10 protein-coding genes are annotated in these 15,987 nt (G+C 70.8%); 9 read left to right on the forward strand and 1 reads right to left on the reverse strand.

The genetic code is table 11. The features are described 5' to 3' along the window. The first annotated feature begins 216 nt into the window (after window positions 1-216). Window positions 217-1,134, forward strand: coding sequence for a hypothetical protein (locus ACLBWP_RS07545; protein WP_447654694.1), 918 nt, complete (start codon window positions 217-219; stop codon window positions 1,132-1,134). 172 nt (window positions 1,135-1,306) lie between these two features. Here the strand turns inward: ACLBWP_RS07545 and ACLBWP_RS07550 are convergent, their stop codons facing one another. Then, a complete protein-coding gene (locus ACLBWP_RS07550; RefSeq protein ID WP_447654695.1) occupies window positions 1,307-2,734 on the reverse strand; it encodes an APC family permease in 1,428 nt (475 codons plus the stop codon). A gap of 179 nt (window positions 2,735-2,913) precedes the next feature. Here ACLBWP_RS07550 and ACLBWP_RS07555 point away from each other — a divergent pair, with 179 nt between their 5' ends. The 8 genes from ACLBWP_RS07555 (at window position 2,914) to ACLBWP_RS07590 (ending at window position 15,913) form a co-directional block, all read left to right on the forward strand. Then, window positions 2,914-4,779 (forward strand): ABC transporter ATP-binding protein, encoded by a 1,866-nt coding sequence (locus ACLBWP_RS07555; protein ID WP_447654696.1) that lies wholly within the window; start codon window positions 2,914-2,916, stop codon window positions 4,777-4,779. 277 nt (window positions 4,780-5,056) lie between these two features. Further along, window positions 5,057-7,375 (forward strand): adenylate/guanylate cyclase domain-containing protein, encoded by a 2,319-nt coding sequence (locus ACLBWP_RS07560; RefSeq protein ID WP_447654697.1) that lies wholly within the window; start codon window positions 5,057-5,059, stop codon window positions 7,373-7,375. After that, a complete protein-coding gene (locus tag ACLBWP_RS07565; protein ID WP_447654698.1) occupies window positions 7,372-8,808 on the forward strand; it encodes a mechanosensitive ion channel domain-containing protein in 1,437 nt (478 codons plus the stop codon). The genes ACLBWP_RS07560 and ACLBWP_RS07565 overlap by 4 nt, the downstream gene beginning before the upstream one ends. 31 nt (window positions 8,809-8,839) lie before the next feature. Further along, window positions 8,840-10,204: a cystathionine beta-synthase gene (locus tag ACLBWP_RS07570; RefSeq protein WP_447654699.1), complete on the forward strand. Its 1,365-nt coding sequence runs from the start codon at window positions 8,840-8,842 to the stop codon at window positions 10,202-10,204. A gap of 79 nt (window positions 10,205-10,283) precedes the next feature. Further along, window positions 10,284-11,429 (forward strand): cystathionine gamma-synthase, encoded by a 1,146-nt coding sequence (locus ACLBWP_RS07575; RefSeq protein WP_447654700.1) that lies wholly within the window; start codon window positions 10,284-10,286, stop codon window positions 11,427-11,429. 82 nt (window positions 11,430-11,511) lie between these two features. Beyond that, complete coding sequence (locus ACLBWP_RS07580) at window positions 11,512-13,011, forward strand: MFS transporter (protein ID WP_447654701.1); 1,500 nt, start codon at window positions 11,512-11,514, stop codon at window positions 13,009-13,011. A 28-nt stretch (window positions 13,012-13,039) separates the two neighbouring features. After that, entirely contained in the window at window positions 13,040-13,612 is a 573-nt protein-coding gene (locus ACLBWP_RS07585; protein WP_447654702.1) for a substrate-binding domain-containing protein, read from the forward strand. Between the two features lie 306 nt (window positions 13,613-13,918). Further along, a complete protein-coding gene (locus ACLBWP_RS07590; protein ID WP_447654703.1) occupies window positions 13,919-15,913 on the forward strand; it encodes a S53 family peptidase in 1,995 nt (664 codons plus the stop codon). Window positions 15,914-15,987: the final 74 nt, after the last annotated feature.

A 15,987-nucleotide genomic window follows, 5' to 3' on the forward strand; every position in this document is an offset into this window, starting at 1 on the left:
TCGTGCCGGTGCCGAGTCTCGATCTGTCGCTTTCGCGAAAGCGACAGATCAGTTGCAACTGTTGGGCGCGATCTGTCGCTTTCGCGCGGGTGAGGGATGGCGCGGGGTGAGATCTGTCGCGATTGCGCACACGACGGGCTGTCGGGAGGCTCGGCACTTCTCCACAGATCGGCTGACGACCGTCCACGCGGCAGCGCGCAGCGACAGAGTGCCGCCATGCACCCAGCGAACTCCATCGACATGCTCCGGACCACCGCGATCGATCGCGCAGCGGCGCGGCACCTGCAACGCCGTCGCCGTTCCGGCGAGCTCGTGCGGGTGCGGCACGGGGTGTACGTCGAGCGAACTGCGTGGGAGGCACTTGACGGCCGCGGCCGTCACCTCGTCCGGATGCGTGCGGTGCTGCCGTTGCTCCGGCCGGACGCGGTGTGGGCTCTGGACTCCGCGGCGGCGATCCTCGGCGTCCCGCGGCTCGAAAAGTGGCCTGATCGGGTCCACGTCGTGGATCCGAGCGTTGCGCACGACCTCCAACGCGTCGGGCTGACGCTGCACGCTGGCCGACCGCGTCCGTCTGGCGGTCGGTTCCACGGCGTCGAGTACACGGACCTCGCGCAGACCACCGTCGAGCTCGCACGACGCGGATCGTTCTCGACGGCCGTCGTCGTGCTCGACCACTCTCTCCGGCACGGCGGCGCATTGGACGACCTCGCGCAGCTCGCGCTGGAGGCCGGACCATGGGGGAGCACCCGTGTCGAGCATGCGCTGGTGGTCTGCGACCCCAGGCACGAGTCGGTGGGAGAGTCCTTCTTCGCCGCTCGCGCCGCCGAGCTCGGATGCCCGGACATGGAGCCCCAGCACGAGTTCCGCTACGCCGACGGCACCGTCGACCGGGTGGACTTCTGGCTGCCGCGCGAGGGCATCGTCATCGAGTTCGACGGGCGGCAGAAGTACGAGGACCCGGCGATGCTCGGCGGGCGCAGCGGTGCCGAGGCAGTGTGGGTGGAGAAGGTGCGCGAAGACCGCGTCCGTGCCCGGCACGAGGTGAACGGGTTCGTCCGCGTGCACTGGCGCCACCTGACAGACCCGGAACTCCTCCGGGCACACCTCCGTCAGCACCGTGTGCCGTGTCACTGACCGCAGCGGGCTGGGCACCGCGACCACCTCGCCATAGGGACAGATCGGGCCGGACCCGCACCGTTACTCCCGTCAGAACGACAGTTCGGGCCGGAACGTTCGCGGAGAACTGTCGCTTTCGCGAGGTCGACAGTTCGGGGGCGGGAGGGGAGGGGGCAGCGGCGCGGGTGGCTCAGGACAGGGTGCTGTGACGGCGGCCGTAGAGCAGGTACAGCGCGGCACCGGCGAGCATCCACACGCCGAACGCGATCCAGGTGCCGGCGCCGAGGAAGACCGCGAGCAGCACGCAGCACAGGGTGCCGAGGACGGGGACGACCGGGAACAGTGGGACGCGGTACGAGCGCTCCAGGTGTGGCTGCGAGCGGCGCAGGATGATCACCGACACGTTGACCAGGGCGAACGCCACCAGCGTGCCGATGCTCGTCGCATCGGCGAGCTCGCCGAGCGGGACGAGCGCGGCCACGACGGTGACGACCAGCCCGACGATGAGGGTGTTGGCGACCGGGGTGCCGGTGCGCGGCGAGACACGACCGAAGACCTTCGGCACCAGACCGTCGCGGGCCATGGTCAGCAACACGCGGGTCTGGCCGTACAGAACCGTCAGGACGACGCTGGCGATGGCGATGACGGCGCCGATCGAGAACACCAGCGCGACCCAGGGCCGACCGGTGACGTCGACGACGATGCGCACGAGCGAGGCCTCGGTCGACGAGAACGACTCCCACGGGCGGGCGCCGATCGCCGCGATCGCCACCAGGATGTAGAGCACGGTGATGATCACGATCGAACCGATGATCGCCCGGGGCAGGTCGCGGCGCGGGTCCTTCGCTTCTTCCCCGGCGGTCGACGCGGCATCGAACCCGATGTACGAGAAGAACAACCGCGACGCCGCCGCGGTCACACCGGCGGCTCCCATCGGGGCGAGCGGCGCGAAGTTGCCGGCGCGGAACGCCGTGAACGCCACGACGACGAAGAAGACGAGCAAGGCGATCTTCACGAGCACCATGAGCGTGTTCACCCACGCGCTCTCACGGGCACCCGGCAGCAGCACGGCTGTGGCGATCAGCACGAGCGCCGCCGCGGGCAGGTTCACCAGACCGCCGTCACCCGGGGGAGCGGAGAGCACCGTCGGCAGGTGCAGGCCGAACACCCGCAGCGTCTCGTCCACGTACTCGCTCGCGCCCACGGCGACCGCCGCGACGGAGACGGCGTACTCGAGCACGAGGCACCAGCCGCAGACCCATGCGATGCCCTCGCCCATCGTCGCGTACGTGTACGAGTAGCTGGAGCCCGAGGTCGGCACCGCACCAGCCATCTCGGCGTAGGACAGCGCGGACAGCAGCGCCGCGACACCCGCAAGGACGAAGGAGATCCAGACCGCGGGGCCGGCGAGCGGGACCGCCGTGCCGAGGACGACCAGGATCCCCGTGCCGAGCGTCGCGCCGACACTGATCATCGTCAGGTGCCAGACGCCCAGGGTCCGGCGGAGCGGCTGGCCGTCCACACCCGCTGCGGCATCGGCCTGCAGCTGGTCGATCGGCTTCCGCCGGGCGAGCTGGTGGCGGAGGGGCGGAGCAGGACGGGGCGGCGCGGACGACATGGGACCTCGTGGTCGGGGGACGGGACGGGTCATGCTCGCACGGCCTCTGGAACGGGTCAATTCCGCTGTCAGCGGCCTTCTCCACAGATGTCCCGACGCGCGTCACGGCTGTCGTACCGCGGGGATACATTTGCTCTCGCGGATGACCGATCGGGCCCTCCGAGCGGAAGGGAACTCGCATGAGCATGATGCGCGGTGGCGGCCACGGCGGTCGCATCTCGAGCGGCGACTTCGACGCGCAGCGCGCCGCGAACGCACAGGCGCCCGAGGTCCCCCACCTGTTGCGTCGGATCGCCGGGTTGTTCGTCCCGCACCGCCGTTCGATCGTCTTCACGGTCGTGCTGGTGCTGATCGGTGCCGCGCTGTCGGTGATCCCGCCGCTCCTGACCCAGAAGGCGTTCGACCTCGGCCTGTTCCCGAAGTCGGGGACCCCGGACGTGCCCGTGCTGGTCTGGTTGGTCACGGCGATGGTCGTGCTCTGGATCGCGAGTGCGGGCGTCGGGGTGTGGCAGACGTACCTGACCGCGACCGTGGGCAACAAGGTGATGGGCGCGCTCCGGATGCGGCTCTTCGCGCACCTGCAGCGCATGGAACTGGCGTTCTTCACCCGCACCAAGACGGGCGTCATCCAGTCCCGCCTGCAGAACGACGTCGGGGGTGTGGCGAGCGTCCTGAACAACACGATCTCGTCGGTTCTCGGCAACACCGTCATCGTCATCGCGGCCGTGGTGGCGATGCTGCTGCTCAGCTGGCAGATGACGATCGTGGCGGTGGTGCTGTTGCCCCTGCTGGTCATCGCGCAGCGCCGGGTCGGGCAGGTCCGCGCCAAGATCGCGGGGCAGACGCAGGAGTCGCTGTCGGACATGACGGCCATCACGCAAGAGGCACTGAGCGTCTCGGGCATCCTGCTCGCCAAGAGCTTCAACCAGCAGCGCAGTGAGACCCACCGATACGGTGACGAGAACCGCAACCAGATCTCGCTGCAGGTCCGGCAGCAGATGTCCGGGCAGTGGTTCTTCGCCATCGTGCAGATCTTCCTGTCGATCATCCCGGCGATCATCTACCTGGTGGCCGCCTACCTGATCCTCGGCGGGGTCCCGATCACCGCGGGCACGATCGTCGCGTTCACGACCGTGCAGTCGCGGCTGCTGTTCCCCACGGTGGGGTTGCTGCGGGTCGTGCTCGACCTGCAGACCTCCGGGGCGCTGTTCGCGCGGATCTTCGAGTACCTCGACCTGAAGCCCGCGATCACCGACGCGCCCGCTGCCGCCGAGGTCGACGAGCGCCGGGTCGGGCACGTGGCGTTCGAGGACGTCACCTTCACCTACCCGGACGGCGAAGCCGACAAGCCGACCCTGCGCGGCGTCTCCTTCGAACTCCAACCGGGGCAGTTCGCCGCGTTCGTCGGGCCGTCCGGGGCGGGCAAGACGACGGTGTCGTACCTGGTGCCACGGCTGTACGAGGCGACCGAGGGGTCGGTGCGGTTCGCCGGGGCGGACGTGCGCGACCTCGAGCACGAGGACCTCATGCGACACGTCGGGATCGTGAGCCAGGAGACCTACCTGTTCCACGCCACCATCGGCGACAACCTGCGGTACGCCAAGCCGGACGCCACCGACGCCGAACTCGAACACGCCGCCAGGGCAGCCAACATCCACGAGACCATCGCCTCGTTCCCCGACGGCTACGACACCGTGGTGGGGGAGCGTGGGTACCGGCTCTCCGGCGGCGAGAAGCAGCGGATCGCCATCGCCCGCGTGATGCTCAAGGACCCGCCGGTGCTCGTGCTCGACGAGGCCACCAGCGCGCTCGACTCCATCTCCGAGCGGGTCGTCCAGACCGCACTCGACGCCGCAGCCCGGGGACGCACGACGATCTCGATCGCGCACCGCCTGTCGACCGTGCGCGACGCGGACGTCATCTTCGTGCTCGACCACGGACGCATCGTCGAGCAGGGCACCCATGACGAACTCCTGGCGCTGGACGGCATCTACGCGACCCTGCACCAGCAGCAGGCAGCGCCGGTCGACGCCGTCGGCCACTGACGGCGGACCAGCCCTCCTGTGCTCACGGTGTGGCAGCCGGCAGGCGAGCGCGACGATCACGCAGGCGAGCGCGACGATCACGCAGGCGAGCGCGAGGATCACGCAGGTGAGCGCGAGGATCACGCAGGTGAGCGCTTAGCGGACAGTTCGCCGGACACGGACGCGAGTGCCGACGGACGCGAGTGTTGCTCGCGTGATACAGGTGGAAGCACGTCGAATCAGCGGCGTTGCACGACCCGTGGCTCGCCGTACCAGCGAGGTCTTGATCGCAGTCTCCGTGAACGCATTCCCTCCGCCCGCTCCGGACGCCGGCTCCGCCGGCACGAACGCCGGCACGAACACGAACGCCGACTCGAACCCCGACACGGCCGCCCGGTCCGCCAGAACGGCGACCTCGCCCACCGCCGGTCCCGACCCGATCCCGCCATCGGCATCCGGAGCTCCCCGCTCCGACCCGGCACCCCAGCGGCGGAGCCGCTGGCGGCGCTTCCGGACGACGGGCTCGCTGGACATCCAGTCGAAGCTGCTCGTGATGCTGCTGGGCGTGAGCGTCCTGGCGGCCCTGGTGATCGGCGCCGTCGGGTACGTCAACGGCCGGAACTCCCTGCAGGCCGCAGCACTCAACCAGGTCACGTCGCTGCGCGAGTCCCGCATCACCGAGCTCAAGCGTTCCTTCGACCAGTTCACGCAGACGGTGGTCTCACAGAGCCGCAACGCCAGCGTGATCGGCGCGACGAAGGACTTCGAAGCCGGGTGGCGCGATCTGCAGACGAAACCGGTGTCGTCCGGTGACCAGTCGGCTGTCGACCGGTGGTACCAGGACACGTTCATCCCGCAGCTGGACAGCCGGAGCGGTGGGACCGCGAACCCGGAGCAGTTCGCGCCGACGCGTGATCCGCAGACCTACCTGCAGGCGCGGTACACGGCGCCGTTCGACGACTACGACAAGGCCATCCAGCAGGACGACGCGGGCGACGGCAGCGCGTGGAGTGCGGCGCACGCCGAGTACCAGTCGTACTTCCGGCAGGCGGTCGAGGCCCAGGGCTACGAGGACCTGCTGCTGATGAACACCGACGGCGACGTCGTGTACTCGGCCTACGGCGGTGCCGACCTGGGGTCCGATCTGGAGAACGGCCCGTACCGCGACACGAACTTGGCGTCCGGGTACCAGCAGGCACTCCAGTTGACGAGTTCCGACGCCATCGTGGTGACCGACTTCGCGCGCTACGTCCCGAGTCTGAACGTCCCGACGCTGTGGGTCATGAGTCCGGTCTCGCAGGACGGTGCGGTCCTCGGGGTGATGGCCGTGCAGGTGCCCATCGACTTGATCAACCAGGTGATGACGGGTGACCAGGGGTGGAAGAGCGACGGGCTCGGGGACACCGGGGAGTCCTACCTGGTCGGGGACGACCACCTGATGCGCTCGTACCCGCGCCAGCTCATCGAGCACCCGAAGCAGTACGAGCAGGACGTGATCGCCGCCGGTACGGCACCGGCGACGGCGAAGCGCGAGGTCGCGGTGAAGGGCTCGGTCCTCCTGCAGCAGGTGAACACCACCCCCGTGACCCGGGCCTTGCAAGGGAAGACCGGCACCGTCATCGCGAACGACCACCGAGGCAAGGAGACCTTGGCCGCCTACGCTCCACTCGAGGTGGACGGGCTGCGCTGGGTGGTCGTGGCGCAGATGGACACCGCCGAGGCCTTCGCGCCGGTGAACGACCTGACGCGGAACATCGGTCTCGCGCTGGTCGGCATCATCGTCCTGGTGAGTCTGCTGTCGCTGGTGCTCGCGCAGGTCTTCGTCCGGCCGATCCGCCGACTGCAGACCGCGGTCAACCGGGTCAGTGCCGGCGAGATCGGGGTCGAGGTGCGGACGAAGCCGGGCGACGAGATCGGTGACCTGGGGGTGGCGTTCAACGACATGAGCCGCGGCCTGCGGGTGAAGCAGGATCTGCTGGACGAGCAGCGCCGTCAGAACGACACGATGCTGCTGACGCTCATGCCGGAAGAGGTCGCGCGGCGCTACAAGCAGGGCGACGAGACGATCGCCGAGGACCACCAGGACGTCGCGGTGGTCTACGCCGACATCATCGGGATCGACGACCTGGCCGCTGGGCTGACGGCCGAAGCGTCGCTGTCGCTCGTGAACGACGTGTGGCGCTCGTTCGACGAGGCGGCGTCGCGCCACGGCATCGAGCGCGTGCGGACGACCCGCAGTGGCTACCTGGCCAGCTGCGGCCTGAGCATCCCGCGCGTGGACAACGTGCGCCGAGTGGTCGACTTCGCGGCCGAGGCCCAGGGGGTGCTCGAACGGTTCAACGCCCAGCACGGCGCCTCGTTGGCGCTGCGGGCGGGCGTCGACACCGGGCAGGTCACGAGTGGCCTGGTCGGACGGTCGAGCATCGTCTACGACATGTGGGGCGACGCGGTCGCCCTGGCGTACCGGGTGCAGGGCATCGCGCCCGCGCCGGGGGTGTACGCGACGCAGCGCGTGGTCGACAAGCTCGGTGACCGCGCCGATGCGCGCGACGTCGGCGAGGTCCAGACGCAGTCCGGCCCGCAGCGGGTGTGGAAGCTCGAACGGCCGAGCGCATGACCGCGGTCTGGGAGCAGTCCTGGTTCTGGCCCGCGATCGTGGTGATCGTCGGGCTGCCGGTGACGCTGCTGGTGTTGACGGAGCTGCAGTCGAGCCTGCAGCGACGCGGCAACGACCTGTACAAGATCGTCGGGCTGCTCCGGAACGCCGTGGTACCGCTCATCGCGATCCTCATCCTGTCCGTGCAGGTCACCGACGCGGTCGACCCGGGACAGCTCACGACGAACCGCATCATCGCGACGGTGCTCGGGTTCCTGGTGATCGTCTTCGTACTGAACGGCCTGAACATCCTGCTGTTCACGAACGCACGCAAGGGCAGCTGGCGCGAGAAGATCCCGTCGATCTTCGTCGACATCGGCCGGATCGTCCTGATCGCGCTCGGGCTGGCGCTGGTGTTCCGCGTCGTGTGGGACGCGGACGTCGGCGGGGTGTTCACCGCGCTCGGCGTCGGGTCGCTCGTGATCGGCCTGGCGCTGCAGTCCGCCGTGGGACCGGTCATCGCGGGCCTGTTCCTGCTCTTCGAGCAGCCCTTCCGGATGGGGGACTGGCTCGACGTGGGCGGCACGCGTGGTCGCGTGGTCGAGGTGAACTGGCGGTCGGTGCACATCGAGACCGCCGACGGCATCCTGATCACCCCGAACTCGTCGTTGGCCGGTGCTTCGTTCACGAACCTGAGCCGGACAGGAGGAACGTTCCCGGTCGCGACGGAGTTCACCTTCACGACGGACGACGCTCCGGCAGCCGTGGTCGGCCTGCTCACGCAGGTCGCGTCCGTCCTGCCCCAGCTGGTTCCCGGCACGTCGCCGAGCGCGGCGCCGAAGGGCGGGACGGCGTACGAGGTCGCCTTCGAGGTCCGCGGGCCGTCGCAGGAGGCCGCCGCGCTGGCGACGTTCCGGATGTGGCTCTGGTACGCGGCGCGCCGTGCGGGGCTCGGCCTGGACGGCGACACGACCGACGACTTCGTGACCGACGAACGGCGCGATGCAGCGCTCGCGCTGATCTCGCCGACGCTGTACCTGACCGGGGACGACGCCGCGGCGCTCGCGCCCGTCGTCCGGCTCGAGCGGTACGCCGCCGGCGAGGTCGTGCAGTCCGCCGGCACGGTGCCCGACGCCGTGCGGTTCGTGCTGTCCGGCAGCGCCGACCTCCGGGTGCCCTTCGAGGACGCCGAGCTTCCCACGAGTCGTGTCGAGGCCGGTGACTACCTCGGCCAGACGGCGCTCACCAGAGAGGCGCTGCTCACCACCGCCGTCGCCCGGACCGAGGTCGCCGTGCTGGTGGTCCCGGCGACCGCGCTCGACCAGGTCGTCCGGTCCACGCCGGCCCTGGCACGCGACATGGGCGACGTCATCGAGCGGCGCCGGCAAGAGGTGTCGGCGGCGGTGACGGCGCACGTCGAGTCGCAACGCGCAACCGGGCGTCTCGAACGGTGAGGCCGTCGGGGGCCGCGCCTAGACTCGCCGTGTGCGTTACGCGAACTCGGTCGTCGACCTCGTCGGCGACACCCCGCTCGTCCGGCTGAACCGTGTCACCGAGGGGATCCGGGCGACGGTCTTGGTCAAGGTCGAGTACCTCAACCCGGGCGGCTCGTCGAAGGACCGCATCGCCACGCGGATCCTCGACGCGGCCGAGGCATCCGGCGAGTTGCGCCCCGGCGGCACGATCGTCGAACCGACCTCGGGCAACACGGGCGTCGGATTGGCACTGGTCGCCCAGCAGCGCGGCTACCGCTGCGTGTTCGTCCTGCCCGACAAGGTCGGCGAGGACAAGCGGAACGTGCTGACGGCCTACGGCGCCGAGATCGTCGTCACGCCGACCGCCGTCGCGCCGGACCACCCCGAGTCGTACTACTCGGTGTCCGACCGGCTGGTCCGCGAGATCCCCGGTGCCTACAAGCCGAACCAGTACGCGAACCCGAACGGCCCGCGCAGCCACTACGAGACCACCGGTCCGGAGATCTGGCGCGACACCGAGGGGCGCGTCACGCACTTCGTCGCCGGCGTCGGTACCGGCGGCACCATCACCGGCACCGGCAGGTTCCTGAACGAGGTGTCCGACGGCGGGGTCCGGATCATCGGCGCCGACCCCGAGGGATCGGTGTACTCGGGCGGGACCGGGCGTCCGTACCTGGTCGAGGGCGTCGGCGAGGACTTCTGGCCGAGCGCCTACGACCCCGACGTGCCGGACGAGATCATCGCCGTGTCGGACGCGGAGTCCTTCGCGATGACCCGACGGCTCGCCCAACAGGAGGGACTGCTGGTCGGCGGCTCCAGCGGCATGGCCGTCGTCGCCGCGCTGCGGGCCGCTCGTGACCTGACCGAGGACGACGTCGTGGTCGTGCTGCTGCCCGACGGCGGCCGCGGCTACCTCGGCAAGATCTTCAACGACCGCTGGATGCGCTCGTACGGGTTCGCCGAGACCGACGACGCCCGCACGGTCGGGTCCCTGATCGCCGGCAAGGACGGCCGACTGCCGGACCTGGTGCACGCCCACCCCACCGACTCCGTGCGCGAGGTCGTCGACATCATGACCAAGTACGGCGTCTCGCAGATGCCCGTGCTGAGCGCGGAACCACCCGTCGTCATCGGCGAGGTGATCGGCGCCGTCGCCGAGAAGGACCTGCTCGAGCAGGTCTTCACCGGGACCGCGAAGATGGCGGACGCCCTGACCGGGTTCGTCGGCGAGCCGCTCCCGCTGATCGGCATCGGCGAGTCCGTCTCGGGTGCGCGCCGTGCACTCGAGGACGTCGACGCGCTGCTGGTCGTCGAGGACGGCAAACCCGTCACCGTGCTGACGCGACACGACCTGCTCACCTACCTGTCGGAGTAGTCCCGGCCACGCGCGTGACGTGCTGTCCGCGCCCAGCCGACCAGGGCCTCCCGTCCGATGCGATCTGAAGGACCACCACATGACCGAGTTCGACACCCGCGCCGTCCACGCCGGCCAAGAGCCGGACGCTGCCACCGGCGCCGTCATCCCCCCGCTGCACCTGACCTCGACGTACGTGCAGGACGGCGTGGGCGGGATGCGGAACGGCTACGAGTACTCGCGGTCCGGCAACCCGACGCGTGACTCGCTGCAGACGCTGCTCGCCGACCTGGACGGCGGCGCGGCCGCGTACTCGTTCTCGTCCGGTCTGGCTGCCGAGGACGCCCTGCTGCGCTCGGTGCTGGTCCCCGGGGCCCGCGTCGTGATGGGCAACGACGTCTACGGCGGGACCCACCGCCTGGTGAACCGCCTGCACGTGCCGTGGGGTGTGGAGCTCGTGGTGGTCGACATGAGCGACGTCGACCTGGTGCGTGCTGCGCTCGACGGTGCACCGGCCACCACCGTGCTGTGGGTCGAGACCCCGACCAACCCGCTCATGAAGATCGCCGACGTCGCCGTGCTGGCCGAGGTCGGGCACGCCGCGGGGGCGCTCGTCGTCGTGGACAACACCTTCGCGTCACCGGCGCTGCAGCAGCCGCTGTCGCTCGGCGCCGACGTGGTGGCGTACTCCACGACGAAGTACCTGGGCGGGCACTCCGACATCGTCGGCGGTGCGATCGTGCTCAAGGACCCGGAACTGGCCGAACGGGTCGGCTTCGTGCAGTTCGGTGCCGGGGCGATCTCGTCGCCGTTCGACGCCTGGCTGACGATCCGCGGCATCAAGACCCTGTCCGTGCGCATGGAACGGCACTCGCGGAACGCGCAGGCCGTCGCCGAGGCCCTGGTCGGCGATCCCGCGATCGAGCGTGTCTACTACCCCGGACTGCCCGACCACCCCGGGCACGACGTCGCCAGCCGACAGATGCGTGGGTTCGGCGGCATGCTCTCGGTCGCGCTGGCCGGGGGTGCCGACGCGGCCAAGCGGTTCGCGGAGTCGACCGAGGTGTTCGCGCTCGCCGAGTCGCTCGGCGGGGTGGAGTCCCTGATCGGGTACCCGAGCGAGATGACGCATGCCTCGGTCAAGGGCACCGAGCTCGCCGTGCCCGAGAACGTCGTGCGGCTGTCGGTCGGCATCGAGGACGCCGGCGACCTGGTGGCCGACGTGCAGCAGGCACTCCGCCGCTGACCCCACCGGACGCGCGGCCGTGCACCGGCGGCACCCCCCGCCCGTCGACCCGCCGTCACCGGCCGGCCCTACGATGAACCGCGTGACGACGACGGCGACGCGGACCACCCTGTTCAGTCGGGGCCTCGCGCTCCCGACCATCGGCATGGTGGCGATCGTGGCCGTCGCGGCATTCCAGAACCTGGCGATGACGACGATCATGCCGGAGATCAGCCGCGACCTGCACGGCGAGACCCTGTACTCGCTGAGCTTCGCCGCCCCGCTGGCCGCCGGTGTGCCGGGCATGGTGCTCGCGGGCAACTGGACCGACCGAGCCGGCGGCCGGGTCGTCGCGTGGGTGTCCGCGTCCCTGTTCGCGATCGGGACCGCCATCGTGATGCTCGCGCCGACGATGCCGGTGTTCCTGGCCGGCCGCCTGGTCGAGGGGTTCGGTGCGGGTGCGATCGACGTCGTGCTGTACGTGCTGGTCGCCCGGATCTTCCCCGAGGACCTGCACGGCCCCGTGTTCGCCGGGTTCGCGGCCGCGTGGGTCGTGCCCGCGCTCGTCGGTCCCGCGCTCGCCGGCATCGTCACCGACCTGTTCAGCTGGCATTGGGTGTTCGCGGGTGCGCTCGTGATCGCCGTCGCCGCGTTCGCCCTGCTCGTGCCGACGCTCGGCCGTCTGCAGGCACCGGCCGTGGCGCTCCGTCCGCCGTGGCAGCGCGGGCGGATCGCCTGGTCGGCGGGTGCAGCGGTCGCGGTGCTGCTGCTCAACGTGGCGCCGGACCTGCCTGTCGCGCTCCGGATCGCCGCCGTGGTGGTCGGGCTCGGTGGCGCGTGGTTCGCGCTCCGCCCGCTGCTGCCGAGGCGGACGCTCACGGCGGCTCCGGGGCTGCCGTCGGTCGTCCTGCTGCGCGGCGTGCTGGCGGCGGGCTTCTTCGGCAGCGAGGCCTACGTGCCGTTCCTGCTGCAGGCCCAGCACGGGCTGTCGCCGTCGGCCGCCGGGTTGGCGCTGACCGTCGCCGCGCTGAGCTGGGCGGGTGCGAGCTGGGTGCACGGCCGGATGGGGGAGCGGCGGCTCACCGCTGCCCGGGCGTTCGCCGTCGGCCTCGGGCTGGTGCTCGTGAGCCTGGTGGCCGCGCTGGCCGTAGCGCTCGCGGACCTGCCCGTGTGGGTGCTCGTCGCCGGGTGGTTCGTCGGCGGTGCGGGCATGGGCATCGCCTACCCGCGCACGTCGATGCTCACACTGCGGTTCTCGACCGAAGGCGACGACGGGTTCGCCAGCTCGGCGTTGACGATCGCGGACGCCGCCGGCAGCGTGGTCGGGCTGGCCGTCGCGGGGCTGCTGTTCACCGGGCTGGGCGGGCGGAGCGACCCGATGGCGTTCGCCGCGGTGTTCGCCGCCATGATCGTCATCGCGCTCGTCGGGCTGCTCGCCGTGGTCCGCCTGGGCCACGTCCCACCGCCCACGAGCGACCAGGCAGCGCCCACGAGCGACCAGGGAGCGCGTGCGAGCGACGAGGCAGCGCCTGCGAGCGACCAGGGAGCGCGTGCGAGCGACGAGGCAGCGCCTGCGAGCGACCAGGCAGCGCAGACCGGGTAGCGTGGCAGACCCACGACGAGGAGGAACCGTGCGCCGCACCCTGGTCTCCGCCGGACTGATGCTCGCTGCCGCCATCGCGGTGAGCGGCTGCACGGGCACGACCACCGCGGCGCCGACCCCGGTGCAGAGCACGGACCTCACCAGCTCGGACGGGGGCTTCGACCAGCATGCGGTCATCGGCGTCGTCCTGCTGCCCGCCACGGCCACGCCCGGGGCGACCTCGGGCGGTGTGGCGCTGCCCGACCGCTTCCGCTCCGACCTGACGACCGCGGGCTTCCGCCCCGACGTCCGCGTGGCGAGCGCCAGCGACCCGGCCGGGTCGCAGACGAGCGACATCCGTGACCTGGTCCGGCGCGGGGCCAAGGCCCTGCTGATCCAGGCAGCCGACCCCGATGCCCTGACCGGTGCGGTGCAGACCGCGCACGACGCCGGGGTCGTGGTCGTCGCGCTCGGCGACCCGCTGCCGTCGTCCGGTACGGGGGGAGACGGACTGTCGGGCGACTACCGGGTGCAGGGATCCGACTCGGACGCGGCGACCGTCGGCAGGGCGATCGCGGTCGTCGAGTCGCTGCAGCGCGGCACGAAGCCCGCCGGCGACTGAGCGCGGCGGGCACGCACGCCGCGGGAAGCCCGCCCGCGACTGAGCGCAGCGGGCACGCACGCCGCGGGAAGCCCAGCATCAACTGCACGCATCGAGCGCAAGCCCCCGTCCCCGGGTTCACGGCCGGCACTCAGGAAGCATCGTCGTGCCCAGTCCGGCACGGGGGACACGGGCTGAGCACAGCGACAGGGTCACCCCCCGTCCGGGTGACACCCGGAGTCCGTCGAACCACCGACTGTTCGTTCGTTCTCGGTACTTACTACAGTCAGCTCACCGCAGCCGATGTAGTTCCCGAGAGGACCCGACGTGCAACGACGCTCTCCCACCCCCTCCACCCGCAGGCGCCTGACCGCGCTCGCCGTCACCACCGCCGCGTGCACCGTCGGTGCCGTGCTGTTCGCCGGCGGTCCGGCCGACGCCGCGACGCGCCAGGTCCTGCCGGACTCCGTGCCCGCCTGGGCCACGGCGTCCGACGACGCCGGCACCGTCGCCGCATCGACCGACGTCGAGGGCGAGGTATATCTGCCCCTGAAGAACCAGGCCGGCGCCGAGGCACTCGCCACCGCGGTGTCCACCCCCGGGTCGCCGCAGTACCGCAAGCCGCTCACGCCCGCGGCCTGGATCGCGGCCTACGCGCCGACCAAGGCCGACGTCGACCAGGTGACCGGGTTCCTGCGCGCGCAGGGCCTGTCCATCACCGCGGTACCCGCCAGCCACGAGTACGTCGTGTTCCGCGGACCGGCCTCGGTCGTCAACTCGGTGCTCGGGACGACCCTGCACTCCTACCGGCACGCCCAGCAGACGCTGGTCGCCCCGTCGACCGCACCGAGCCTCCCGGCATCCATCGCCGGACTCGTGAGCGGCGTCAGCGTCGACCAGGGACGCCTGCTGACCCACCCCGAGCTCGTCGAGCAGGGCCAGACGCCCGCCACGTCGACCCCGGCGCGGACCCTGCAGCAGCAGGCGACGGCACCGACCGGGATCAACGCCAAGTGCTCGGCCTACGCCGGTGAGCACACCGCGACCGTCCCCTCGGCGTACGGCAAGACCGTCGTCCCGACCTTCGCGTGCGGCTACGTGCCGTCGCAGATCCGCTCGGCGTACGGGGTCGACACCCTGGCGAAGCAGGGTGTCTCCGGTCAGGGCCAGACGGTCGCGATCATCGACGCCTACGCCTCGCCGACGATCATCCACGACACGAACACGTACTCGCAGCAGCACGGTGAGCCGGGCCTGACGAGCGCCACGTTCCAGCAGCGCATCCCGTCGCCGTCGCAGTTCACCGACCAGGTGCTCTGCCAGCAGCCGAGCGGGTGGCAGGGCGAGGAGACCCTCGACGTGCAGTCCGTGCACGCGGTCGCTCCGTCCGCCAAGATCCTGTACGTCGGCGGCACGAACTGCGGCGGTGGCCTGGACGTCGCGATGTCGAAGATCCTCGACCAGGGCCTGGCCTCGATCGTCAGCAACAGCTACGGCGACGTCGGCGAGAACGTCCCGCTGTCGAGCATCCGCGGCCAGGAGAACCTGCACATCCAGGCAGCCGGTGAGGGCATCGGCCTGTACTTCTCCAGCGGCGACCACGGCGACGAGTCCGCCGCCCTCGGCAGCGCGCAGCCGGACTTCCCGGCATCAAGCCCGTGGGTGACCTCGGTGGGCGGCACCAGCCTCGGCATCGACAAGACCGGAAAGAAGTCGTTCGAGACCGGCTGGGGCGACGTGCTCGACCAGATCGTCAGCAGCCCGCGCGGCAACGTCTACGCGGCAGCGCTGCCCGGCAACCTGGACGGCGGAGGCGCCGGTGGTGGCCAGAGCACGCTATTCGACCAGCCCGCTTACCAGAAGGGCGTCGTCCCGGCGTCCCTGGCCGGTGGCAAGCGCGTCTCGCCGGACCTGGCCGCGCTGGCCGACCCGTACACCGGGTTCTCGATCGGCATCCGTCCGATCACCGACGACACCACGCTCGCCGCGGGGGAGTTCGTCAACGAGACCTACGGCGGCACCTCGCTGGCCTCGCCCCTGACGGCAGCGCTCTCGGCACTCGTGCAGCAGTCGACCAACACCCGGCTCGGGTTCGCCAACCCGACGCTGTACGCGACCTACAAGACGACGCCGAGTGCGTTCTCGGACGTGACCAGCCCGAAGTCGCCGATCGCCCTGGCCTACACCAGTGCGACCAGCGGCAAGGACTTCCTGGTCACGCTCGACCACGACACGTCGCTGACCACCGCGAAGGGGTACGACGACGTGACGGGCCTCGGTGCGGTGTCCTTCACCGGGATGTCGCAGGTGGCGCGTCACTGACGTGACGTGCTGACGGACAGGAGGCCCGGTGCCAGCTGGCACCGGGCCTCCCGTCCGTCATCGGGTCGTCTCCG

The sequence above is a fragment of the Microbacterium sp. M1A1_1b genome (assembly GCF_053345565.1).